The organism is Aeromonas sp. ASNIH2, assembly GCF_002934795.1.
In the GTDB taxonomy this organism is placed as follows: domain Bacteria; phylum Pseudomonadota; class Gammaproteobacteria; order Enterobacterales; family Aeromonadaceae; genus Aeromonas; species Aeromonas caviae.
In genome coordinates this window covers 602777-625683 of sequence record NZ_CP026406.1, presented here as the reverse complement: position 1 = coordinate 625683, position 22907 = coordinate 602777, and the positions used below count along the sequence as shown (strand labels likewise).

Sequence of the window (22907 nt, the reverse complement as noted above, 5' to 3'; positions counted from 1 at the left end):
TTTACTCCGCCTGATCGGCATCGGTCAAGTTGGCGCCCTGTTTTCTCATCGATTCTCCCGTTAAGGTCACGCGCACCGCTCTGTGGATCAGTCGGTCCAAGATCGCCTCGGCGAAGGTTGCCTCTCCGATCATCCCGTACCACTTCTCCACCGGCAATTGGCTCGCCACTATCGTTGAGACGTTGCCGTAGCGGGTATCGATGATCTCCAGCAGGTTGCTGCGTTCGCTCGCGTCCAGCATCTCCATGCCCCAGTCATCCAGGATCAGTACCCCTATGTTGCTTACCCGCTCCAGCAGTTTCGGATAGCTGCCATCCGCTTGGGCCAGTCGCATCTCTTCAAGTAGGGTTTTCAGCCGGTAATACCGCACGCCCACTCCTTGCCGGATAAAGTAACGGCCCAGGGCACACGCCAGGTAACTCTTGCCACAGCCTGCCGCGCCCGTTAGCAGCAGGTTTTGTTGATGACTCAGCCAGTGTCCTTCCAGCAGTTGGCGGATCTGCGCTTTGCTCACGCCTCGACCCGCCCGATAGTCGAGCTGCTCCACCTGTCCGGCTAGCCGGAACCGGGCTTGCTTCTCCAGGCGGTTGGTTTTCCTCTGCTCCCGCTGCACCAGCTCATGGCTCAGTAATAGTTGCAGCCGCTCTTCAAAACCCATATCCAGGTACAGCATGCTCTGGGCCTGCTGCTGGTTCAGAGCCTGTTTCATGCCGCTCAAGTGCAGGCGGCTTAGTTGTTCATCGAGGTGTAATTGCATCGGCTTCTCCTGATCCGTGGGGTTAGTGGAAGTAGTGCTCGCCATGGACATTGTCATGACGGATGTCTTGCAGCGGATCCTGTCGCTCGTTGGCAATGAGTTGTTGCTCCTCCAGGCCATGCTTGAGCATGCTGCGGATGTTGTGCAGCCGGTTGGCGCCGGTCAGGTGCCCCCGGAGGCAGGCCGCTTCCAGCCGCTCCTTGCCATAGGTTTTGCTCTGCCCCAGCAAGGCCAGGCAAGGGCGCACCGCTTGCGTCGAATGCTCTGCCTGCCGGATAAAGCCATCCACCCAATGCGTGGTGTAGGGGCCGATGGACGCCGCCCAGCCAAGCAGTCGCTCTGGCGACCACTCCAGCAGTGCCTGATGATGCGCGGGCATGTGTTCACGCAGGCTGCTGTGCTGGCCTTTGTGATGACTCCGCTGGTGTTCGGCCACGATCTTGCCCGCGTGGTACAGCGTGACGGTATGCTCGGCCAGATGCGCCTCCAGCCGCTTGCCCTGCAAGGCATAGGGCACTGAGTAATAGTGCTTTTCCAGATCGACGTGGTAGTCCTTACCAACCAGCACCGGCACTACTTTGGTGTAGTGATAGGGATAATCCGGCAACGGCTTGAGCGCCGGTGCATCGAGCTCGGCAAACAGTGAGGCACGGCAGCCAGGCAGCTTCTGGAAGGATTTCTGGTTGAGCCGGGTCAGCAGTTCACCCATTCGCTGATTGAGCTGGGCCAGGCTATGGAAGGTTTCATGACGCAGCACCGCCAGGATCCAGCGGGTGACGATCTGCACGCCCACCTCCGCCTTGGACTTATCCTTCGGCTTGCGGGGCCGCGCGGGCATGATCGCCGTACCGAAATGGGCCGCCAGCATCTGGTAGGTAGGGTTGAGATCCGGATCGGTATTGCGCGCCACGCTGACGGCACTCTTGAGGCAATCAGGTACCACCAATTGCGGCACACCGCCAAAGAACTCGAAAGCGCGCTTGTGGCTCATCACCCAGTCATCGAGCTGCTGGGAGCGGGTGGCCTCGGCAAAGGTGTAGTTGGAGGCCCCCAGCACGGCGACAAAGATCTGGGCCCGGTAAAGGATCTCGCCGGTATGCGGATCGACAATGGGCATGGTCTGGCCGCAGTAGTCGACAAAGAGTTTTTCGCCCGCAATATGGGTCTGCCGCATCGAGGGTTGCAGCAGCGCCGCCCACTCTTTATAGAGCCGACAGAAGTGGTTGTAGCTGTAGTGGGAGCCTGGATGGCGCTCGGCGTACTCCTGCCATAGCAGCTCGAGGGTCACGCCTTTTTGACCTGGTTTTTTGAGTTCCTGATGCAACAAGGCCCAGTTGGGAGTGGGTTTGTGCTGAGTTTTATGGACAGAGCAGGTCTTGAGAAATGCGCGCTCCAGGGAGACATCATCCCAGGACTCAGACAGGGGCCAGGTCATGATACCCAGTTGAGCCGCCCGGTTGAGGTAATAGGATACGGTGCTAGGAGAGATATGCAGGCTGAGGGCGATCTGCCGATGAGCCAGTTGAGCCTGATATTTAAGGCGAAGAATTTCTTTGAGTTTTCTCACAGTGATAGGCCTCGCAGACATGCACGTTCCTCTGTTGGAGCAGATGGGAAAGTGCGGGTTTAACGAAGCGGGGAGAAAAAGTCACCAATAACATGGATGCCGATCATGGTTTCCCATCGAGGGTAAAAAGTGATCGGCGTGGGATGTTATTGAGTGATCGGCATGGATGTTATTACGTGATCGGCATGAATGTTATTGAGCGATCGCCATGCGTGGGAATATGCACTTTGAGCAGTTGCTTTCCGAGCTTGATGATTACAAATCGCTGAACAGCTTGGCTACACTCGCCGAACAGCTTGGGCGCACCAGCATGGCTGGAGAGGCTCGGGCAAAGGCGATTGAGGTTGCCACCGGTGGTGCAGCGCGAGAAATCGGCCAGCTTTCCGGCTGCTTGCTTGACCTTGTTAACGCTGAAGCTAACTATCACGCGCGGTGGCAAAAGATGCTGGGGCAGATTGGCAAGGGTGCAGAGGAATGAGCGCCCGAACCAAGGGCCTGCTAAAGCGACTGGGAGCGGTCGAGAAGGCCGTCTCTCGTCGATATGGTGGCGATTCGGTGGATTTGCTGGCTAAGTACATGCGGTTGGCTAGTGAGCTGCCAAAGGATGGGGATTTCGTTGTCGCAAGCGATGACGAGATCACAGCACTTGCAGAGGTGAGAGGTGTGGAGCCTGAGCGGCTGAAGTTCTACGTTGAACTGCGAAACAAGATCATTCGCGATGATGATTGCTAACGGCCCCTTACGGGGCTTTTTTGTTGGGGGCTGAATGCTGATAGATGATCGTGACGACATAAGACGCGATGAGGAAATGCTGGTTCGCTCTCTGGTTGCCGCAGAGAAGGGCATGGGGCCGCGCAGGTGGCTTTCTAAGTTCGGCGGGATGGCTGGATACAACGGAACCAGACGCCTAACCGTGCGCATTGAGTCGCCAGAGGTGAAGGTATTGATTCCAGAGTATCGCGCCGTGTTTGAGGTGATGAAAGCAAGGCTATCTCGCTGACTCTATGAAAAGCCCTACCGATTGCCACCTGTTGGGCCCCCTGTTGGGCCAAACAGTCAGAATGCACAAAGGGTTAGCCTCACCATGATGCTAACCCTTTGTTTTATCTGGTGCCGATAAGGGGAATCGAACTCCTGACCTTCGCATTACGAATGCGCTGCTCTACCAACTGAGCTATACCGGCGGCCTGATGTTCAGAGTCGTGAAAAAAGCCGGACAAGTCAATTGAGCCAACTCGATTTTATGAGTTGGCTCATGATGTTAAGGCATATCAGAGGTCAATGAACTCCGGGATGTGAGCACGGCCGCGGCTCTCGAGAAAATCGAGCAGTGCGCGGGGGGAGCGGGCCAGGATCCGCTCATGTGGGAAGTTGGCTTCGGTGACCAGCCGATGGCAGTGATCAAAGTCGCCGAGGCTGAATGCCACGTGGGAGTCGGAGCCGAAAGTGAGGTAGGCACCCAGATCGCGCGCCGCCTCGACGATGGCGCGGCAGTTGCTTTCACTACCTGCACGGGAGTGACTGAACGAGGAGTTGTTGACCTCCAGTGCCACGCGATACTCTGCCGCTGTCTTGACCACCGCCTGAATATCGATGGGGAAGGCGGGATTGCCGGGGTGGCTTATCATGTCGACCCGACCACTTCGAATGGCGTTGATCATGGCCTGGGTGTGGGTCGCCTGATCGCAGGGGGGGAACACCGGTTCGTGAAAGCCCGCCATGATCATGTCGAGCCGGGACTCGTAGCGCTCAGGGAAGTCTATTTCACCGTCGATATTCTTGATGTTGGCTTCGATGCCGCGCAGGATACCGACCCCGTCCACAACCCTGGGCAACACGTGCAGATTGACGAAATGCCAGTAATGCGGGGCATCTGCCATGTCCGGGCCATGGTCCGTTGTGGCGAACAGCTTGATCCCCTTGGCTTTGGCGATGGGCAGGTAATCGTGAATGGTGCTGTAGGCGTGGGTGCTGGCGACGGTGTGCGTGTGGGTATCGACCGTATACTTCATCTTCTATCCCCTCTGGCATGAGGCGACAGCATAGCAAGATTGGCGAAGCCGGGCCATGTGGCTGGTTGCCATACTTTGTCACAATTTGGGTCTGTGCTGACAAAGTCTGATGACGTTTCACTGCGAGGATGGCGACATCGATGCAAGCCTGAACACCCATCGATGGGTCGACACTGGATGGTCAGACCCGTTTTCCCCGCCGTCGCCCCTGCGACGGTTTTTTTTGGTTCTCTGTCGGCGCATCGGGTGACGGCAGGGCAAAAAAATGCCCAACTAGCATGACGCAGGTTGGGCGAGACTTAATGTTTAATTGCAGTGGCATAGATATAGAGTGCCGTCTCGCCGCGAAGTTCCCGCCATCTTCCCTCTTTTTTGATTAAAAACATTTAGCCAACACTTGTTCACATTCTCTTGACATGGGTGGGCGTGAAACGTACTTTTTAAACATTCGTTTAAGTGAGGTGTCCAGTGAGTAAAATCGATACCAAGAACCGTATTCTCGACGCCGCCGAGGTGCTGTTTGCCGAGCGAGGGTTCGCCGATACCTCGTTGCGTCTGATCACCAGCGAGGCCGATGTGAACCTGGCTTCGGTCAATTATCACTTCGGCTCCAAGAAGGAGCTTATCCAGGCGGTGCTCGACCGTTATCTGAGCCTCTTCATACCGGCACTGGACGGGCGGTTGCAGACGTTGATGGCGCAGGATCAGCTGACCCTGTTGCAGGTGTTCGAGAGCTTTGTCGAACCTCTGATGAAACTGTCGGCCGTCAGGGCGAATGGTCCGGCGCTCTTCATGCAGTTGCTGGGGCGCGGCTATATCGACAGTCAGGGCCACCTGCGCCGCTTTATTACCACCCATTATGGGGCGACCCTGCACGGGATCACCCAGGCCATCTCCAAGGCCAATCCGGATTTGTCGCCAGCGGATCTCTTCTGGCGCCTGCACTTCACCCTGGGCACCGTCGTCTTCACCATGGCCTCTGCGGATGCCCTGCGTGACATCGCCCAGGCCGATTTTGGCCAGCAGCTCGATGTGGAAGGGCTGGTGCGCAACGTCATTCCTTATCTGGCGTCCGGTGTCGGGGCGCCCGTGGAGTCGACCAGGCTCTCCCTGGCCGTGTAACACCTAACAATAATCAACGGAAACAGTGAAATAGAAGGAACTTCGGTATGATCACATTGCTTGTCCTGCTGGTGCTGGCGATAGCCGTGGTGCTCGGTGTCCCCGCCATCCGTAAAAAGGTGGTGACCCGCCCTGTGTTCGGCATCTTCAAGAAGATACTGCCGCCCCTGTCGGCCACCGAGCGGGAGGCCATGGAGGCCGGCTCCGTCTGGTGGGACGGGGAGCTGTTTCGCGGCAACCCGGACTGGAAGAAACTGCACGGCTACGGCAAGGCCGAGCTGAGCGCAGAAGAGCAGGCCTTTATCGACAACCAGGTCGAAACCCTGCTCGCCATGGTGGACGACTTCAAGATCGTCAACGAGACCAAGGACCTGCCGGAGCCGGTGTGGGACTATCTGAAGAAAGAAGGCTTCTTCTCCCTGATCATCCCGAAATCCTACGGCGGCCGCGAGTTCTCGGCGATTGCCAACTCCACCATCGTCACCCGTATCGCCACCAAGAGCCTGAGCGTCGCGGTCACCGTCATGGTGCCCAACTCCCTCGGCCCGGGCGAGTTGCTGATGCATTACGGCACCCAGGCCCAGAAAGATTTCTGGCTGCCGGGGCTGGCCAACGGCAAGGAGGTACCCTGCTTCGCCCTGACCGGGCCGGAAGCGGGCTCCGATGCGGGCGCCATCCCGGACAAGGGGATCGTCTGCAAGGGGATGCACAAGGGTGAAGAGGTGCTGGGCATTCGCCTCAACTGGAACAAGCGCTACATCACCCTGGCGCCGCGTGCCACCGTGCTGGGGCTGGCGTTCAAGCTCTATGACCCGGAAAAACTGCTGGGTGACAAGGAAGAGATCGGCATCACCTGTGCGCTGATCCCGACCAGTCACCCAGGCGTGCGCGTCGGCGATCGCCACTACCCCATGGGGCTGGCGTTCCTGAACGGCCCGACCTTCGGCAAGGATGTGTTCATTCCGCTCGACTGGATCATCGGCGGCCCGGATTACGCCGGCCGCGGCTGGCGCATGCTGGTGGAGTGCCTCTCCGCCGGTCGCGGCATCTCGCTGCCTGCCCTTGGCACCGCCTGTGGTCACATGGCGAGCCGCACCGTGGGCGCCTACTCCTACGTGCGCAAACAGTTCGGCATGTCCATCGGCAAGTTTGAAGGGGTGCAGGAAGCGCTGGCCCGCATTGGCGGCCTCACCTATCAGCTGGAAGGGGCTCGTCGCATGACCGCAGGTTCCCTGGATTTGGGTCAGGCACCGGCCATCGTCACCGCGATCTCCAAGTACCACATGACCGAGATGGCCCGCCAGGTGATGGATGACTCCATGGACATCCACGCCGGTCGCGCCATCCAGCTGGGCCCGAAAAACTACACCGGCTACGCCTACATGGGCATCCCGGTAGCCATCACGGTGGAAGGGGCCAACATACTGACCCGCAACCTGATGATCTTCGGGCAAGGGGCCACCCGCTGCCATCCGTATGTGTTTGCCGAGCTGGAAGCGGCGGCCGACACCGATGTGGAGCGCGGTCTCGAGAAGTTTGACGCCCTGTTGATGAAACACATCGCCTTCGGTACCGGCAACTTCTTCGGTGCCCTGTTCCAGGGGCTGACCCTGGGCCAGTTCAACAGCGCGCCGGTAGCTGGCGAAACCGCCCGCTACTACAAGCAACTCTCCCGCATGAGCAAGGGGCTGGCCCTGTGCGCCGACGTCTCCATGCTGATGCTGGGCGGGGATCTCAAGCGCAAGGAGATGATCTCCGCCCGTCTGGGTGACGTGCTGAGCCACCTCTACCTGGCCTCCGCCACCCTCAAGCATTACGAGGATCAGGGCCGCATGGTCTCTGACCTGCCGTTCGTGCAGTATGCGGTGGAGCGCAACCTCTACCTGATTGGCAAGGCGTTCGAGGGCTTCTTCCAGAACTTCCCGAACAAGGTGGTGGGTGCCGTACTCAAGCGGGTGGTGTTCCCGTTCGGCGTCGGTTACAAGATGCCGGCGGACGATCGCTGCCATGCCATCTGTCTGGCCATGATGACGCCGGGCGAGTTCCGGGATCGTCTGACCGCGCTCTGCTATGTGGGCAAGGACGAGGCGGATCCGGTGGGGCTGATGGAGCGTGCCTTCCAGGCCATGGTCTCGGTGCAGCCCATCGAGAAGAAGCTGGTGCAGGCCCAGAAAGAGGGCAGACTGCCCCGCAAGCTGGCGCTGCCTGAGCTGGTGGCTGCGGCCCTGTCCCAGTCCATCCTCGGCAAGGAGGAGGCGGACAAGCTGCTGGCCGCCGATGCCCTGCGCTACGAGGCTATCCAGGTGGACAACTTCGCTCCTGGCGAGCTGGAAGGTTTGCCTCAAACGAGCCCGGTCGAGCATGCAGCCTGACCTCGAGCATAAACCGACAACCGGCCCTAGTGGCCGGTTTTTTGTTGTTTAACCAGGCATTTACAAGGTCGATTAATTCCAGTTTAATGCAATGGCCCCCACCCTTGGGGCAGGAAGCAAGGCCATCGGAATGGCCGATAACAACAACTCAGGAAGAGTGAATGAACCTCGCCAAAACGGCGATCGAACGCCCCATCTGGGTGGCGGTCTCGGTCGTGCTGATTTTTTTGCTGGGCCTGCTCAGCATCCGGGGACTGCCCGTCCAGCTGTTTCCCGACATAGACCGTCCTCACCTCAACATCACGGTGGACTGGCGTTCGGCCTCGCCCCAGGAGATGGAGTCGGAGATAACCGATCCCATCGAGCAGGAGATGCAGGGGGTACAGGGGCTCAAGAGCCTCAGCAGCAACAGCTACCCCGGCTTCACCGAAATCGACATGGAGTTTGCCCTCGGCACCGACATGCAGCGGGCCCAGCTTGATGTCATCTCCCGCCTGAACCGGGTCTCGGGGCTGCCGGACAACATCGGTGGCCCTTACGTCAACAACTACAGCAGCAACGACACCCTGACCTTCTTCTTCATCCAGCAACTGCCCGGCGCCAAGGGGGAGATAGACGATCACCAGGCGCTGATCGAGGCGAGGGTCAAGCCCGAGCTGGAGCGGATCCCCGGGGTGTCCACGGTCGACATCGAGGGGATCAACGAGCGCCAGATCCAGATCCGTTTCGACCCTTACCGCGCCGCCGAGCTGGGGGTGGAGATCCCGGTGCTCGCCAGCCGGGCAACGACGGGCTGGGATGTGTCGGCCGGCACCCTCGACATCGGACGCTGGGAGTACAAGCTGCGCTTTGCCGGTCGCTATGACGTGGCGGCCCTGGGGGACAAGGTGGTGGACTGGCGTGACGGCCTGCCCATCTATCTGCGGGACGTAGCCGAGATCAGAGTGGCCCGGGAGGAGAACCCGGTGCTGCGCATCCAGAACGGCAACACCGCCATCGCGGCGCAAATCTTCAAGGAGAGCGGCGCCAATGCCCTGGCGGCGCTCGAGGGGATCAAGGCCAAGGTCGGGGAGCTCAACCGGGAGGTGCTGGAGCCGGTCGGCCTGCACATGGAGCAGTCGTTTGACGCTTCTCTCTACATCAACCGGGCGGTGAGCATGGTGACCGCCAACCTGGGGCTCGGGGTGCTGCTCTCCTGCGCCATCCTCTGGGTCTTTCTACGCCAGCTCAAGGCGACCCTGATGATCGCGATCGCCATCCCCATCAGCATCATGCTCACCTTCTGTCTGCTCAAGGTGATGGGGCGGACCCTCAATATCATCTCCCTGGCGGGCATTGCGTTTGCGGTCGGCATGGTGCTCGACGCCGCCATCGTGGTGCTGGAGAGCATCTACCGGCGCCATGAGCGGGGTGACATCAGCAAGGGAGAGGCGGCGCTGGAGGGCACCCGCCGGGTGTGGACCGCTCTGGTGGCGTCCACTCTGACCACGGTCGCCATCTTCCTGCCGGTGCTCCTGCTCAACGACGTGGAAGGGCAGTTGTTTGCCGATCTTGCGCTCACCATCGCCTGCGCGGTGACCGTCTCCATGGTGGTGGCGGTCACGGTGTTGCCTGCGGTGGCGGCGCGCTGGATGGGGCACGAGCGGCTGATTGATCCCTTTGAGCGCCTGTGGTGCCGCGTCACCCGCCATGTGATCCGCTGGACGGCCACCGCCCCCAGGCGCTGGGCCATCATCGTCCTGATGATGACGGGGCCTGTGCTGGTGAGCTGGTTGATGTTGCCCAAGATGAACTACCTGCCGGATGTGAAGCGGGACGCCATCGACGTCTGGATGAGTTTCACCCCCGGGGTCAATCTCAAGGCCCAGCGGGAGGAGGTGATCGATACCCTGATTGCCCGCCTCGACCCCTATATGAAAGGGGAGAAGGGGCCTGTCCTCAAGAACTACTACATCCTGCGCTACCCGGGCGGTGCCCAGATCGGGGTGCGGCCAAAGGAGGATAACCAGATCAAGGTGCTGGAGCAGCTCTTGATGAAGCAATTGCTGGTGGGCATTCCCGACACCCGGGTGTTTGGTGGTCAGGGGTCCCTGTTTGGCGGTTTTGACAGTGAAAACAGCATCTCCCTGCTGATCCAGGGGGTGGGCTACCCGAACTCTATCAGGCGGCCAGGGAGAGCATGACCATAGTGCAGCGGGACTTGCCCGGCGCCCAGGTCAGGCCAGAGCCCGGACTCGATTTCACCGCTCCCGAGCTTCGGCTGGTGCCCCAGGACAGGCGCCTGGCCGAGGTGGGCTGGGATCGCTCCCCCATGCCCGCCATCATCCAGACCTTTGGCGATGGTCTGCGGGTCGGCGAATATTTCGACGGGGATGAGCGGCTCGACATCCTGCTGATGGGGCAGGCCTCCGCCAACCCGGACGAGCTCAAGGCGGTGCCGCTTGCTACCCCGTCCGGGCGCATCGTTCCCCTTGGGGAACTGCTGCGGGTGGAGCCGCAACTCGGGCCTGAGAGCATCTTCCGATCCGATGGGCGGCGCAGCATCAGCCTGCAGATATCGCCCCCGGCGGGGATGAGCATGGAGCAGGTGCTCGACACCCTGCAGCACAAGAGCTTTGCCGCCATCCGGCCGTTGCTGCCGGCCGGGGGGGAGCTGCGGGTCGCCGGCAATGCCGACAGCCTGCAGCAGGCGCTCGGCAACCTCGGCAGCATCTTCCTGTTCGCCGTGATGATACTGCTCATTCTGTTGTGGGGGGTCTTCGCCTCCCTCAAGGATGCCGTGCTGGTGCTGCTCACCTTGCCGCTCGCCACCGTCGGCGGCGTGCTGGCGCTGCACCTGAGCGGTCTGGTGGCGCCGCTGCCGATGGACTTGCTCACCATCATCGGCTTCGTCATCCTGCTCGGGTTGGTGGTCAACAACGCCATTCTGCTGGTGCACCAGACCAGGATGGCCGAGCGGGAGGGGATGAGCCGACAGTCGGCAGTCACCGATGCTCTGCAAAGCCGGATGCGTCCCATCGCCATGACCAGCTTCACCAGCATCTTCGGCATGCTGCCCCTGATGCTGAGTCCGAGCGAGGGGAGCGAAATCTACCGGGGGCTGGCCACCGTCATCGTCGGCGGCATGAGTTGCAGCACCCTCTTCACCCTGATCCTGTTGCCCGCCTTCCTGCGGTTGGGGGAGCAGACCGACATACCGCACGCCCTTCGGCAGCGTGCCTGAGCAAGGAGCTCATCGATGACACAAGGTTTCACAAGGATAGTGGTGGGGGCACTGCTGCTGGCTGGCGGGCTGCCTGCGCTTGCACAAAGCAAGATGGTGACGCTGGCGGAGGTGGCCCAGGGAGAGGCGGGGGCCAGCATATGGGTCAGCGGCACGGTGGCGAGCCGCCAGCAGGCGGCGCTCAGCGCCGAAGTGAGCGGTCGGGTGGAGTGGATAGCCGAGTTTGGCAGCCGGGTGAAGGCGGGGGACGAGTTGTTGCGCCTGGACAGCGCGACTCTGCGCCTCTCGCTGGAGCAGGCGAGGGCGGAACAAGCCAGAGAGGGGAGCAATCTGCGTTACGCTCGCGCCGAGTTCCAGCGCCTGGATCGTTTGCACCAGCAAAAGAGTGCCTCCCAGAGCCAGTATGACAAGGCGCGCTATGACGTGGAGCAGGCTGAGCTGGCCGAGCTGCTGGCGCGGGTGCAGGTGCGCCAGATTGAGGAGCAGCTGCGCAGAAGCCGCATCTTTGCCCCGTTTGACGGAGTGGTGAATGAACACTTCATCCAGCCGGGGGAGCATGTGGATGCGGGCGAACAGGCGCTTGAGCTGGTCAATCCGGACCAGCCGGACATCCGGTTGCGTGCGCCTATTGCCTGGGCCCGGCAACTGGCCACCCAGGCCCGGTTGCGGGTGGAAGGGGAGCAGCTCAGCAGCCACGCCATCTATTACCAGCGGGCGGCGAGCGCCGATCCCAAGTCCCGGCTCATCGAGCTGCGCCTCAAGCCGGAAGCGGGCACGTTCATCATCGGCTCGCCAGTGCGGGTGGCGCTGCCGATGGGAGAGCAGCACACCATGCTGCTGCCACGGGATGCCCTGGTGCTCGGCACCGAGGGAAGCGTGGTCTATCAGGTGGAGCAGCGCGGCGAGGCGCTCACGGTGAACCGGGTGCCGGTCACCGTGCTCTTTGGGGACAGCCGGGAGGTGGCGGTGAGCGGCGCCCTCAAACAGGGAGACAAGGTGGTGGTGCGCGGCGCCGGCAGCCTACAGGATGGAGACAAGGTGGAGCTGTTTCGCGGTTGAACCTGGGGCAGATCCCATAAAAAACGGCTCCTGCGGGAGCCGTTTTTGTTGCAGGGAGGAGGGGCGATTACTCGACCATCATCACCTTGCAGGTGTTGGTGCTGCCGACGGTCTCCATCTTGTCGCCGTGGGTGAGCAATACCATGTCGCCGCTTTGCAGCAGTCCCTTGGCCTTGAGCACGTCCAGCGCGTCGCGGCACACCTCGTAGACCGGCTTGGTTTCGTCGCCATCAAACAGCACGGGGGTGACGCCGCGGTAGAGGTTGGCCCAGGCCAGGGTCTTGTTGTGAGGAGACATGGCGAAGATGGGCAGGCCGGAGCTGATGCGGGACATCAGCAGCGGGGTGGTGCCCGACTCGGTCAGCGCCACGATCGCCTTGACCCCTTCCAGGTGGTTGGCCGCATACATGGTGGACATGGCCACCGCCTCTTCCACCGAGGTGAAGGTGTAGTTCATGCGGTGGTTGGATACGTTCAGGCTCGGGTGCTTCTCGGCGCCCACACAGACGCTGGCCATGGAGGTCACGGTCTCGATGGGGAACTGGCCGGCGGCGGTCTCGGCGGAGAGCATCACCGCATCGGTACCGTCCAGCACGGCGTTGGCCACGTCCATGACTTCGGCACGGGTCGGGAGCGGTGCGTTGATCATGGACTCCATCATCTGGGTCGCGGTGATGACCACGCGATTCAGGCGGCGGGAGTGGCGAATGAGCTTCTTCTGCACACCCACCAGTTCGGGGTCGCCGATTTCGACACCCAGGTCACCACGGGCCACCATGACGGCATCGGAGCCAAGGATGATGTCTTCCATCGCCTCGTCGCTGGCGACGGTCTCGGCGCGCTCGACCTTGGCCACGATCTTGGCGTTGGAGCCGGCTTCGCGGGCCAGTTCGCGGGCGTAGCGCAAATCATCGCCGCTGCGGGGGAAGGAGACCGCCAGGTAGTCCACGTTCATGCGGGCGGCGGTCTTGATGTCTTCCTTGTCCTTCTCGGTCAGGGCCGGGGCAGAGAGGCCGCCCCCCTTCTTGTTGATGCCCTTGTTGTTGGAGAGAGGGCCGGCCACGGTCACCGTGGTGTGGATGCGGGTGCCTTCGACCTGTTCGACCTTCAGTTGCACGCGGCCATCGTCCAGCAGCAGGATGTCACCGGATACCACGTCCTGCGGCAGGCTCTTGTAGTCGATGCCGACCTGCTCCTGGCAGCCTTCTCCCTTGCCGAGGGCGGCGTCGAGAATGAACTTGTCACCGATGGCGAGGTAGATCTTGCCATCCTTGAAGGTGGAGACGCGGATCTTGGGGCCTTGCAGATCGCCCATGATGGCCACGTGGCGGCCCAGCTTGGCGGCGATGTCACGCACCTGGTTGGCGCGCTGGATATGATCTTCAGGAGTGCCGTGGGAGAAGTTCATCCGCACCATGTCGGCACCGGCGCGAATGATCCCCTCGAGAATGCCGTCGCGATCGGTCGCCGGACCGAGTGTGGTAACAATCTTTGTACGTCTTGGCATGAAAGACTCCAATGTGAAGTTGATATGACTTGAAATACTGCCCCGTCAAGCATGTGGCATGGCGCCAACTGGCAGGCCATCTGGGTGGCCTTGTTTGATTGAATTTCGATACTACACCAAGCCCGTTGGCATAGACAGTCGGGGGCGGACCCCCGAATGATCAGGAGGAGTGCGGGGTATCAAAGCGGGATTCGCGCAAACCTTCTTTGACTTTCTTCAGGTTTTCGCGAAATTTCATGCCACGGCGCAGGGTGAAACCGGTGGCCAGCACGTCCACCAGGGCGAGCTGGGCGATGCGCGAGGCCATGGGCATGTAGACGTCGGTGTCTTCCGGCACGTCCATGGAGAGCACCAGGTTGCATTCGCGGGCCAGGGGAGAGTCCTTGGCGGTCATGCCGATGACGGTGGCATCGTTTTCCCGGGCCAGCGCGGCAATTTCCACCAGGGCCTTGGTGCGGCCGGTGTGGGAGATGAGGACCACCACGTCCCCTTCACTGCTGTTGATGCAGCTCATGCGCATCATGACGATGTCATCGAAGCTCACCACGGGGATATTGAAGCGGAAGAACTTGTTCTGGGCATCCCGGGCAACGGCGGAGGAGGCGCCCAGACCAAAGAAGCTGATCTTCTTGAACTGGGTCAGAATATCGACGCAGCGGTTGATGGCCGAGATGTCCAGGCTGTTCTTGGCGGCATCGAGGCAGGCCATGGTGGATTCGAAGATCTTGGCGGTATAGGTATCCGGGCCGTCTTCCGCTTCCACGTGGCGGTTCACATAAGGGGTGCCGTTGGCCAGGCTCTGGGCCAGGTGCAGCTTGAAATCGGGGAAACCCTTGGTATCGAGGCGACGGCAGAAACGGTTGACGGTCGGTTCGCTCACATCGGCCAGCTTGGCCAGGGTAGCAATGCTGGAGTGAATGGCGGTCTGGGGTGAGGCCAGGATCACTTCAGCCACCTTACGCTCTGATTTACTGAAACTTTCCAGATTGTTCGTAATTTTATCGAGGGTATTCATCATTACCACCAGGCATTTTTGTAATTTAACTTCAGTGTCTGTGCACTAAATTCACAGCTCAAGCAGGTTTCCAGTCTCCGCGATGACTATACAAGACAAGCGCTTATCGGAACTAATCTCGGCCCTGCAAAGTATGACTCATGTCTAATTATTTCGTGTTTTTAGTTGCAAACTTCCATTTGCGTCTTGAAAACGCTTACAAATGTTGCAAAGCAACAACACTGTGAGCGGGCGCACACTTGTCTGCATAAATCGCGCAGCCCAGCTGCGGGCTCGAGTAGTATTGCAGCCAAATAATAATGTCGGGACGGTAAGGGCCGCCCCGAGTCGGTAACGAAGGAGTTTGTTATGCAGCATACCCATGCGCTGGTGGGCGACGTAGGCGGTACCAATGCCCGGCTGGCCCTGTGCGAGCTGGCGACCGGCGCCATTTCCCAGGCAAAGACCTATTCAGGGCTGGCCCACCCCAGCCTGGAGGCCGTGGTGCGCCTCTATCTGGAAGAACATGGTGCCAAGGTGGGCGAGGCCTGCATCGCCATCGCCTGTCCCATCAACGGCGACTGGGTCGCCATGACCAACCACAGCTGGGAGTTTTCCATCAGCGAGATGCAGGCCAACCTCGGCCTGGCGCGTCTGCAGGTGATCAACGACTTCACTGCCGTCTCCATGGCGGTGCCCGTGCTCGGCGAGAGCGATCGCATCCAGCTCGGGGGCGCGGCCCCAGTGGCCGGCAAGCCCATCGCCATCTATGGTGCCGGCACCGGCCTCGGGGTCGCCCACCTGGTGCAGGCCGGCGAACAGTGGCTCAGTCTGCCGGGTGAGGGCGGGCACGTGGACTTCGCCGCCAACACGGAAGAGGAAGATGCTGTGCTGCAGGTGATGCGCGGCGAGCTGGGCCATGTGTCGGCCGAGCGCTTCCTCTCCGGTCCGGGTCTGGTGAACTTGTACCGCGGGCTGGTGAAGTCCGACGGCCGGGAGCCCGAGGCGTTCGAACCCAAGGACATCACGGAGCGGGCGCTGGCGGGGGAATGCCTGGATTGTCGCCGTACCCTGAGCCTCTTCTGCGTGCTGATGGGGCGCTTTGCCGGCAACCTGGCCCTCAACATGGGCACCTTTGGCGGCGTCTACATCGCCGGCGGCATAGTACCGCGCTTCCAGGAGTTCTTTATCGCCTCCGGCTTCCGGGTGGCGTTCGAGGACAAGGGGCGCTTCAAGTCCTACCTCAAGGACATCCCCGTGTTCCTCATCACCCACGAAGGTCCGGGCCTGCTCGGTGCGGGCGCCTATCTGCGCCAGTCCCTCGGGATCCGTCTCTGACAGGCTAGGGAAACGATTTCATCGCGGTTCAGCCCTGATTCAGTGGCCCTGGCGTAGAGTAGGCTCACGTACTCAAGAGGACAGGGTTTCACAGGGAATTGGAAGCTGTCTTCATCCGCTGGGTGCGAATTGTCACCTGACAAGCCTGAACTGTTTCACCGGCCCTCGCGGCCGGTTTTTTTATGCCCGTCGTTTCTGCTCGAGCAGGGGGTGAGGGGAGAGGCTCGTCGGTTTCTGATGGGAGGCAACTTGTCAGCACCATTGCACTCGGCCAGGCATCGCCGGGCAGCACAGGGGAAAGGGTGGGAGAAGGTGAGCGCCGGGATGGCGATGCCCGAATGCGGCAGGGGCCAGGCACTGGCCTGGCCCCGATCTGTCAGGGGAGGGTGATATGGAAGCGGGCGCCGCCGAGGGGAGACTCATCCACCCGGATCTTGCCGCCGTAGCTGTGCACGATTTCGGTGACGACGGCGAGCCCTATCCCCTGGCCCGGGGAGCTGTCGGCCCTGACGCCGCGCTGGAAGATCTGCTGCGACTTGCCGGGGGCGATGCCGGGGCCGTCATCCTCCACCACGATGAGCAGGCCGTTGTCCTGGTGGCCGACATGGACCCGGATCTCGCTGATGGCGAACTTGCAGGCGTTGTCGAGCAGGTTGCCCATCAACTCCATCAGATCGCCCTGCTCGCCGTGGAAGAAGACATCGTCATCGAACTGGAAGCCGGTCTGCAGCTTCTTGTGGCGATAGACCTTGGCGAGGCTGGCCAGCAGTTTCTCGATGAGCGGTACCGGCTCGGTGCCCTTGCTCGCGAGGCGCTTTCGACCCGTGACGGCGCGGCGCAGCTGGTACTGGATGATCTGGTCCATGGTGGTGATCTGTTCGCTGATGTTGTCATGGATGTCGTGGCCGAGCTTGAGCTCCTGGGCGGTGATCTGGATCAGGGCCAGCCGGGTCTTCAAACTGTGGGCGAGATCGTTGAGCGCATGCTGATAGCGCTGGGTCTGCTGGCGCTCGTTTTCCAGCAACTGGTTGACGGATTCGGTCAGCGGCGTCAGCTCCCGCTCGTAGTCCTTGGAGAGCGCCTCCCGCGTGCCGGCACGGATCTCGTCTATCTGCCGCGCCATGGTGCGCAGGGAAGAGAGGCTCCAGAAGCTGGTGAGCAGCAGCAGGGCGCCGAGCAGGCTGTAGGCGAGCAAGGCCTGGCGAATGCACCGGTAGAGATAGTCCCGGGTCTGGGCCTGGTAGCGCTTGGCGGAATCGACCATCACCACGTAGTAGGTCGTGGGGCCGTCGCCGTGGTTGCGCAGGAAGCGCAGGCTGTAGATGAAGTAGCTCTCGCCATTCTTGATGGTGTGCAGCTTGAAGAAATAGTCCTGATCCAGGCCCCCAAGGTACTTCATCAGATCCCGGCAGATGGTCTCCTTGATGGTGATTACCTCGGGCATGTGCAGGCTGGACCAGCTCAACTCTCCATCGGAGCGGCAGATCAGGGTGTCGAGATTGGGGTCGATGGCATCCGGGGTCAGGCCGCCGAGATCCGTGATGGCGTGAGGCTCAGGTTGCTTGGAGGAGAACAGCTTGGAGAGGTTCTCCTGCATGCGGATGCTGGCTTTCTGGGCCTGCTCCTCGGCGTGGCCGAGGTAGAGGATATAGACGGAGAAGGCCATGATGAGCGCGATGACCAGCATGGCGCTCAGCATCAGCTTGAGGTGCAGCGAGCGACGGATCAGTGTCATGGGGTGCAGCATGGCAAGGGGCATCAACTGCAGGAGAGGTTGAAGATGTAACCCTGCCGGCGGATGGTGGAAATGGGCTGGATGAGCCCCTCCGGATCCAGCTTCTTGCGCAGTCGGCTCACCATCACCTCTATGGTGTTGGGATCCCCTTCGCCATCCCCGTAGAGCTGGTCCAGCAGTTGCTGCTTGGAGACCACCTGGCGGGCGTTGCGCATCAGGTACTCCAGGATCAGATACTCGAAGCTGGTGAGCACGGTGACTTCGCCGGCGATGGTCAGCTCCTTGCGGGAGAGATCCAGCTCGTAGTCACCCGCCTTCACCCTGGGGGAGATGAAACCGGCGCTGCGGCGCACTAGGGCATTGAGGCGGGCCAGCAGCTCGTCCTTCTGGAAGGGTTTGACCAGGTAGTCGTCCGCCCCGGCCTCCAGCCCTTCCACCTTGTCCTGCCAGTTGCCACGCGCGGTCAACACTATGATGGGGAAGGGGATCTGCTGTTCGCGCAGGCGGCTGATGAGCTGCAGGCCGTCCATGTCCGGCAGGCCGAGATCGATGATGGCCACGTCGATGGGGTAGTCGGCTGCATAGTGCAGCGCCACCTGGGCGCTGTCCGTGCTGTGGACCTGATTCTGGGCCTCGGTCAACAGCGTGGAGAGGTGGTGATTGAGCAGCTTGTCGTCTTCGACCAGTAGGATTTTCATAAGATGCATGATGATAAGGGTCCAGGCTGTCAATTAGAGGGTCAACAAGAAGGAGAGTCAATGCGGATCCTACTTGACCCCCCTGTATCGGGACTGAATCATGCCAGCCTTTGTCTCCTCTACCCGTCCTTGCATCGGCAGTCATGCCTTTCGTGCTTTATTGTGAGTCATGCTGTCGAATCAGATGAGGACTGTCGGGGTTCCATTGGTGACTACTTGCGACTGTTCTGATCGCACTGGTGGGGATGGGGACTCACTGTACTGTTGCAGCGGTGCTCATCGTCACAACTAGGCTCCGAGCATCGGGGTAACGCAGGCATGCAGTTGTAATCGCCTGAACATATTCAATTTTATTGTTTGATGCCGGTGATTGGGAACAACTCCCGGTGTGGCGTAGGGATGGATGTTGCGCGAGAAGGGTCAGAAGGTCTAATGAGTGGCAATTTTGAATCCCTACCCTACGAGAGGTTTTCTGCGGTTATGACTATTCATCCCCACACCAAACGAGATAGAATCTGGTCCAAAATCGGGTTTGGTGCATCAATTGCCCAAGATGTGAGCAATGCAGGCTGCGGACTGCCTGGGTGTGCAATGTAATGCGACAACGTTGCTAAACATCAATCAAAACAAGAAATTGCTGGAGGGTATGATGGCCAACAGCGCACACAATCAGGTTAAAAGCAGCATGTTGGGAGCTGTAACTCAGGGGCGGTAGCGTCATCATTTATGCATTCCAATCTTGCGTTCATCCATGCCATTAGTCCTCTCGCCTTGAGGACCATTCCATCGCATAAGCAGATAATCGTACATGCCTAAGCGAGGAGCTCGGTCTGGAATTCAAGCATTCATGCTCTCAGTGCAATGAAGAAAAACCAGAGTGATGCACAGTAGCAAACCCTAACCAAAAATCTTTCCTTTTCATTAGATCGCAATCAGGAACCTTTCAATGAAGATCCTTGTCACCGGCGGCGCCGGCTTTATCGGCTCGGCCGTTGTTCGCCATATCATCCAGCATACCCAAGATTCAGTGGTCAACCTCGATAAGCTGACCTATGCGGGCAATCTGGAATCACTGGCGGCGGTATCTGCCAGCGCTCGTTACGCGTTTGAGCAGGTCGATATCTGCAACCGCGCCGAATTGGATCGGGTCTTTGTCACTCACCAGCCGGACGCCGTGATGCATCTGGCGGCCGAGAGCCACGTCGATCGCTCCATCTCCGGCCCAGCCGATTTCATCGAAACCAATATCGTCGGCACCTATATGCTGCTGGAAGCGGCCCGCGCTTACTGGAATGGTCTTCATGATCAGCGCAAGGCGGCCTTCCGCTTCCACCATATCTCCACTGACGAGGTATATGGGGATCTGCCCCATCCGGATGAAGTCGCTCCCGGTGAGGCATTGCCGCTCTTTACCGAAACCACTCCCTATGCCCCCAGCAGCCCCTATTCCGCCTCCAAGGCCTCCAGCGACCATCTGGTGCGTGCCTGGCGCCGTACCTATGGTTTGCCGACCGTGGTCACCAACTGCTCCAACAACTACGGTCCCTATCACTTCCCTGAGAAGCTGATCCCGCTGGTCATTCTTAACGCGCTGGATGGCAAGCCGTTACCTGTCTATGGCAAGGGCGACCAGATCCGTGACTGGCTCTATGTAGAAGATCACGCGCGTGCGCTCTATACCGTGGTCACCACCGGGGTCATCGGCGAGACCTACAATATCGGCGGTCATAACGAGAAGCAGAATCTGGAGGTGGTACACACCATCTGCGATCTGCTGGACGAGATGGTGCCGAAGGCGGGCTCTTATCGTGAGCAAATCACCTATGTGGCGGATCGCCCCGGTCACGATCGCCGCTATGCCATCGACGCCAGCAAGATGAGCAGTGAGCTTGCTTGGCAACCGCAAGAAACGTTCGAGTCGGGTATTCGCAAAACCGTACAGTGGTATCTGGATAACCAGCAGTGGGTCAACAACGTGAAGAGCGGGTCCTATCAATCCTGGATCGAACAGAACTACGGGGAGCGTGCCTGATGCATATTCTGCTGTTTGGCAAAAACGGTCAGGTAGGCTGGGAGCTGCAACGCGCACTGGCGCCGCTGGGGCGTATCACGGCCGTTGATTTTGACTCCACCGACTATTGCGGTGATTTCAGCAACCCGGCCAGCGTGGCGGAAACGGTGCGCCTGCTCAGGCCGGATGTGATTGTGAATGCTGCGGCCCACACCGCCGTCGACAAGGCCGAGAGCGAGCGGGAGTTTGCCGAGCTGCTCAACGCGACCAGCGTGGCGGCGATTGCCAAAGAAGCGGAAGCATTGGGTGCCTGGCTGGTGCACTACTCCACGGACTATGTATTCGATGGCAGTGGCGAGCGGCCCTGGGTTGAAACCGATGCAACCGCTCCACTCAACGTCTACGGCGAGACCAAGCTGGCGGGGGAGCAGGCAGCCACGCTGTGCTCTCGTCACCTTGTCTTCCGCACCAGCTGGGTGTATGCCGCTCGTGGCGCCAACTTTGCCAAGACCATGCTGCGCTTTGGCAAGGAACGCAGCGAGATGTCGGTCATCAACGACCAATTCGGTGCGCCAACCGGCGCGGAGTTGCTGGCCGACTGCACGGCCCATGCGATCCGTACGGCGCAAACCAAACCTGAGGTGGCGGGTCTCTATCATCTGATCGCCTCCGGCACCACCACCTGGTTTGAGTATGCTCAGCTGGTGTTTGCCAAGGCGCGGGAGGCCGGCGTCGAGTTGGCGGTGACTCGGGTCAATGCGGTGCCGACCAGCGCGTTCCCAACGCCGGCCAAGCGTCCCCACAACTCGCGACTCGATACTACCAAGTTCCAACGCACCTTCAACCTGTGCCTGCCGGACTGGACTGTCGGTGTCGAGCGGATGCTGACCGAGATCCTCGGCAAGTAAATCACTGGCCAAGTGATAAAGTTTAAAAAGTGTGGCCGCAAGCCACCCTTCTCTTTTGCAATTTAAACATAAGAAACAAGCATCATGACCAAACGTAAAGGGATTATTCTGGCCGGTGGCTCTGGCACCCGTCTCTATCCAGTCACCATGGCGGTGAGCAAGCAGCTGCTGCCTATCTATGACAAGCCGATGATCTACTACCCGCTGAGCACCCTGATGTTGGCGGGGATCCGCGATATTTTGATTATCAGCACCCCGCAAGATACCCCTCGCTTCGAGCAGTTGCTGGGCGATGGCAGCCAGTGGGGCCTGAATCTGCAGTACAAGGTACAGCCGAGCCCGGATGGGCTGGCGCAGGCCTTTATTCTGGGTGAAGAGTTCATTGGTTCTGACCCCTGCGCCCTAGTGCTGGGTGACAACATCTTCTACGGCCACGACTTGCAGAAGCAGCTGGAAGGTGCGGCGGCCAAATCCAGTGGCGCCACCGTGTTTGCCTATCACGTGCATGACCCTGAGCGCTATGGGGTGGTGGAATTTGATAAACAGGGAACGGCCATTTCATTGGAAGAGAAGCCGGTGGAGCCCAAGAGCAACTATGCGGTGACAGGGCTCTACTTCTATGACAACAGCGTGGTCGAGATTGCCAAGAGCCTGAAGCCGTCGCTGCGTGGTGAGCTGGAAATTACCGATGTGAATCGCATCTACCTCGAGCAGGGTAATCTGTCGGTGGCCATGATGGGCCGTGGCTATGCCTGGTTGGATACTGGAACCCATGAAAGCATGATTGAAGCGAGCAACTTCATTCAGACTATCGAGACTCGCCAAGGATTGAAAGTAGCCTGTCCGGAAGAGATTGCGTACCGCCAGGGATTTATCAGCGCTGAACAGGTTCGTGAGCTGGCGACCCCCCTCGCTAAAAATGCGTATGGGCAATATCTGCTGAAGATGGTCGGAAAGTGAACGGGGAGTAGTGAATTGGGAATAGGGATTCGTCACTGACGGCTCCCAACTCCCCATTTCCGAATCCCTAATCCCTAATCCCTAATCCCGAGACATTAATGAACATCATCGACACTAAAATTCCCGACGTAAAAATCATCGAGCCCAAGGTCTTTGGCGATGAACGCGGTTTTTTCTTTGAAAGCTTTAATCAACAGCAATTTGAAGAAGCCATTGGCCGCTCTGTTACCTTTGTTCAAGACAATCACTCCAAATCCAGCAAGGGTGTGCTGCGTGGGCTTCATTATCAGTTACCCCCCCATGCCCAAGGCAAGCTGGTTCGTTGTGTCGCTGGAGAAGTATTTGACGTCGCTGTCGATATTCGCAAAAGCTCCCCCACCTTTGGGCAATGGGTGGGTGTGCATCTGTCAGCCGAAAATAAGCGCCAACTCTGGATCCCGGAAGGGTTTGCCCATGGGTTTGTTACCTTAAGTGAAACCGCGGAGTTTTTATATAAGACCACTAATTATTATCATCGCGAAAGTGAAGGTTCGATTATGTGGAATGATCCTGAGTTAAATATTAAATGGCCTATTGAAGGTGTGCTTTTGTCTGAAAAAGATCAGAACGCTCAGCCTTTTTTACAATGCGAGCAGACTTTTTAA

General features: G+C 59.7%; 17 protein-coding genes, 1 tRNA gene and 1 pseudogene. 11 read left to right on the top strand and 8 right to left on the bottom strand.

Annotation, left to right across the window (positions count from 1 at the left end; genetic code table 11):
- Window position 1 precedes the first annotated feature (1 nt).
- Window positions 2-757 (bottom strand): IS21-like element ISAs27 family helper ATPase IstB, encoded by a 756-nt coding sequence (gene istB, locus C3F36_RS02865; RefSeq protein WP_043851824.1) that lies wholly within the window; start codon window positions 755-757, stop codon window positions 2-4.
- A gap of 22 nt (window positions 758-779) precedes the next feature.
- On the bottom strand, window positions 780-2345 hold the full coding sequence (gene istA / locus C3F36_RS02860; protein WP_043851823.1) for an IS21-like element ISAs27 family transposase: 1566 nt from the start codon (window positions 2343-2345) through the stop codon (window positions 780-782).
- 187 nt (window positions 2346-2532) lie between these two features.
- On the opposite strand from istA, the gene C3F36_RS02855 reads away from it, so the two are divergent.
- Both C3F36_RS02855 and C3F36_RS02850 read left to right on the top strand, forming a co-directional pair.
- Entirely contained in the window at window positions 2533-2802 is a 270-nt protein-coding gene (locus C3F36_RS02855; RefSeq protein ID WP_104454431.1) for a hypothetical protein, read from the top strand.
- Complete coding sequence (locus tag C3F36_RS02850) at window positions 2799-3056, top strand: hypothetical protein (RefSeq protein ID WP_104454430.1); 258 nt, start codon at window positions 2799-2801, stop codon at window positions 3054-3056. The genes C3F36_RS02855 and C3F36_RS02850 overlap by 4 nt, the downstream gene beginning before the upstream one ends.
- Window positions 3057-3432: 376 nt before the next feature.
- Here C3F36_RS02850 and C3F36_RS02840 read toward each other — a convergent pair.
- Both C3F36_RS02840 and C3F36_RS02835 read right to left on the bottom strand, forming a co-directional pair.
- Window positions 3433-3508 (bottom strand) — tRNA-Thr (locus C3F36_RS02840).
- A gap of 87 nt (window positions 3509-3595) precedes the next feature.
- On the bottom strand, window positions 3596-4336 hold the full coding sequence (locus C3F36_RS02835) for a phosphatase (protein WP_104454428.1): 741 nt from the start codon (window positions 4334-4336) through the stop codon (window positions 3596-3598).
- Window positions 4337-4804: 468 nt separating this feature from the next.
- Between C3F36_RS02835 and C3F36_RS02830 the strand changes: the two genes are divergently transcribed.
- The 4 genes and pseudogenes from C3F36_RS02830 to C3F36_RS02815 all read left to right on the top strand — a co-directional run bounded on the left by C3F36_RS02830 (window position 4805) and on the right by C3F36_RS02815 (window position 12112).
- Entirely contained in the window at window positions 4805-5458 is a 654-nt protein-coding gene (locus C3F36_RS02830) for a TetR/AcrR family transcriptional regulator (protein ID WP_104454427.1), read from the top strand.
- Between the two features lie 47 nt (window positions 5459-5505).
- Window positions 5506-7830, top strand: a complete 2325-nt coding sequence (locus C3F36_RS02825; protein WP_053288307.1) for an acyl-CoA dehydrogenase — start codon at window positions 5506-5508, stop codon at window positions 7828-7830.
- Window positions 7831-7991: 161 nt separating this feature from the next.
- Window positions 7992-11053, top strand: a pseudogene (locus C3F36_RS02820) (efflux RND transporter permease subunit).
- A 15-nt stretch (window positions 11054-11068) separates the two neighbouring features.
- Window positions 11069-12112 carry an efflux RND transporter periplasmic adaptor subunit gene (locus tag C3F36_RS02815; protein ID WP_104454426.1) on the top strand — a complete coding sequence of 348 codons (1044 nt, stop codon included), beginning with the start codon at window positions 11069-11071 and terminating at the stop codon, window positions 12110-12112.
- Between the two features lie 67 nt (window positions 12113-12179).
- Here C3F36_RS02815 and pyk read toward each other — a convergent pair whose 3' ends face one another.
- The gene (pyk, locus tag C3F36_RS02810; RefSeq protein ID WP_005324189.1) at window positions 12180-13619 is read right to left on the bottom strand and encodes a pyruvate kinase; all 1440 of its coding nucleotides are present in this window, start codon (window positions 13617-13619) and stop codon (window positions 12180-12182) included.
- A gap of 160 nt (window positions 13620-13779) precedes the next feature.
- Complete coding sequence (locus C3F36_RS02805; protein WP_199769655.1) at window positions 13780-14634, bottom strand: MurR/RpiR family transcriptional regulator; 855 nt, start codon at window positions 14632-14634, stop codon at window positions 13780-13782.
- 348 nt (window positions 14635-14982) lie between these two features.
- Between C3F36_RS02805 and glk the strand changes: the two genes are divergently transcribed.
- Window positions 14983-15951, top strand: coding sequence for a glucokinase (gene glk, locus C3F36_RS02800; protein WP_104454424.1), 969 nt, complete (start codon window positions 14983-14985; stop codon window positions 15949-15951).
- A gap of 376 nt (window positions 15952-16327) precedes the next feature.
- On the opposite strand, the gene C3F36_RS02795 is transcribed toward glk, so the two are convergent.
- A complete protein-coding gene (locus C3F36_RS02795; protein ID WP_080560554.1) occupies window positions 16328-17686 on the bottom strand; it encodes an ATP-binding protein in 1359 nt (452 codons plus the stop codon).
- Between the two features lie 23 nt (window positions 17687-17709).
- A complete protein-coding gene (locus tag C3F36_RS02790; protein ID WP_199769654.1) occupies window positions 17710-18384 on the bottom strand; it encodes a response regulator in 675 nt (224 codons plus the stop codon).
- 946 nt (window positions 18385-19330) lie between these two features.
- Between C3F36_RS02790 and rfbB the strand changes: the two genes are divergently transcribed.
- The 4 genes from rfbB to rfbC all read left to right on the top strand — a co-directional run bounded on the left by rfbB (window position 19331) and on the right by rfbC (window position 22907).
- The gene (gene rfbB, locus C3F36_RS02785) at window positions 19331-20416 is read left to right on the top strand and encodes a dTDP-glucose 4,6-dehydratase (protein ID WP_104454422.1); all 1086 of its coding nucleotides are present in this window, start codon (window positions 19331-19333) and stop codon (window positions 20414-20416) included.
- Window positions 20416-21303, top strand: coding sequence for a dTDP-4-dehydrorhamnose reductase (gene rfbD, locus C3F36_RS02780; protein ID WP_104454421.1), 888 nt, complete (start codon window positions 20416-20418; stop codon window positions 21301-21303). Before rfbB ends, rfbD begins: the two co-directional genes overlap by 1 nt.
- Window positions 21304-21387: 84 nt before the next feature.
- On the top strand, window positions 21388-22263 hold the full coding sequence (rfbA, locus tag C3F36_RS02775) for a glucose-1-phosphate thymidylyltransferase RfbA (RefSeq protein WP_104454420.1): 876 nt from the start codon (window positions 21388-21390) through the stop codon (window positions 22261-22263).
- Between the two features lie 98 nt (window positions 22264-22361).
- Entirely contained in the window at window positions 22362-22907 is a 546-nt protein-coding gene (gene rfbC, locus C3F36_RS02770; RefSeq protein WP_104454419.1) for a dTDP-4-dehydrorhamnose 3,5-epimerase, read from the top strand.

Coding starts and splice junctions, on each gene's coding strand:
- istB (WP_043851824.1), bottom strand. CDS start 757: ATGCAATTACACCTCGATGAACAACTAAGCCGCCTGCACTTGAGCGGC.
- istA (WP_043851823.1), bottom strand. CDS start 2,345: ATGTCTGCGAGGCCTATCACTGTGAGAAAACTCAAAGAAATTCTTCGC.
- C3F36_RS02855 (WP_104454431.1), top strand. CDS start 2,533: ATGCGTGGGAATATGCACTTTGAGCAGTTGCTTTCCGAGCTTGATGAT.
- C3F36_RS02850 (WP_104454430.1), top strand. CDS start 2,799: ATGAGCGCCCGAACCAAGGGCCTGCTAAAGCGACTGGGAGCGGTCGAG.
- C3F36_RS02835 (WP_104454428.1), bottom strand. CDS start 4,336: ATGAAGTATACGGTCGATACCCACACGCACACCGTCGCCAGCACCCAC.
- C3F36_RS02825 (WP_053288307.1), top strand. CDS start 5,506: ATGATCACATTGCTTGTCCTGCTGGTGCTGGCGATAGCCGTGGTGCTC.
- C3F36_RS02815 (WP_104454426.1), top strand. CDS start 11,069: ATGACACAAGGTTTCACAAGGATAGTGGTGGGGGCACTGCTGCTGGCT.
- pyk (WP_005324189.1), bottom strand. CDS start 13,619: ATGCCAAGACGTACAAAGATTGTTACCACACTCGGTCCGGCGACCGAT.
- C3F36_RS02805 (WP_199769655.1), bottom strand. CDS start 14,634: ATGAATACCCTCGATAAAATTACGAACAATCTGGAAAGTTTCAGTAAA.
- glk (WP_104454424.1), top strand. CDS start 14,983: ATGCAGCATACCCATGCGCTGGTGGGCGACGTAGGCGGTACCAATGCC.
- C3F36_RS02795 (WP_080560554.1), bottom strand. CDS start 17,686: ATGACACTGATCCGTCGCTCGCTGCACCTCAAGCTGATGCTGAGCGCC.
- C3F36_RS02790 (WP_199769654.1), bottom strand. CDS start 18,384: ATGAAAATCCTACTGGTCGAAGACGACAAGCTGCTCAATCACCACCTC.
- rfbB (WP_104454422.1), top strand. CDS start 19,331: ATGAAGATCCTTGTCACCGGCGGCGCCGGCTTTATCGGCTCGGCCGTT.
- rfbD (WP_104454421.1), top strand. CDS start 20,416: ATGCATATTCTGCTGTTTGGCAAAAACGGTCAGGTAGGCTGGGAGCTG.
- rfbA (WP_104454420.1), top strand. CDS start 21,388: ATGACCAAACGTAAAGGGATTATTCTGGCCGGTGGCTCTGGCACCCGT.
- rfbC (WP_104454419.1), top strand. CDS start 22,362: ATGAACATCATCGACACTAAAATTCCCGACGTAAAAATCATCGAGCCC.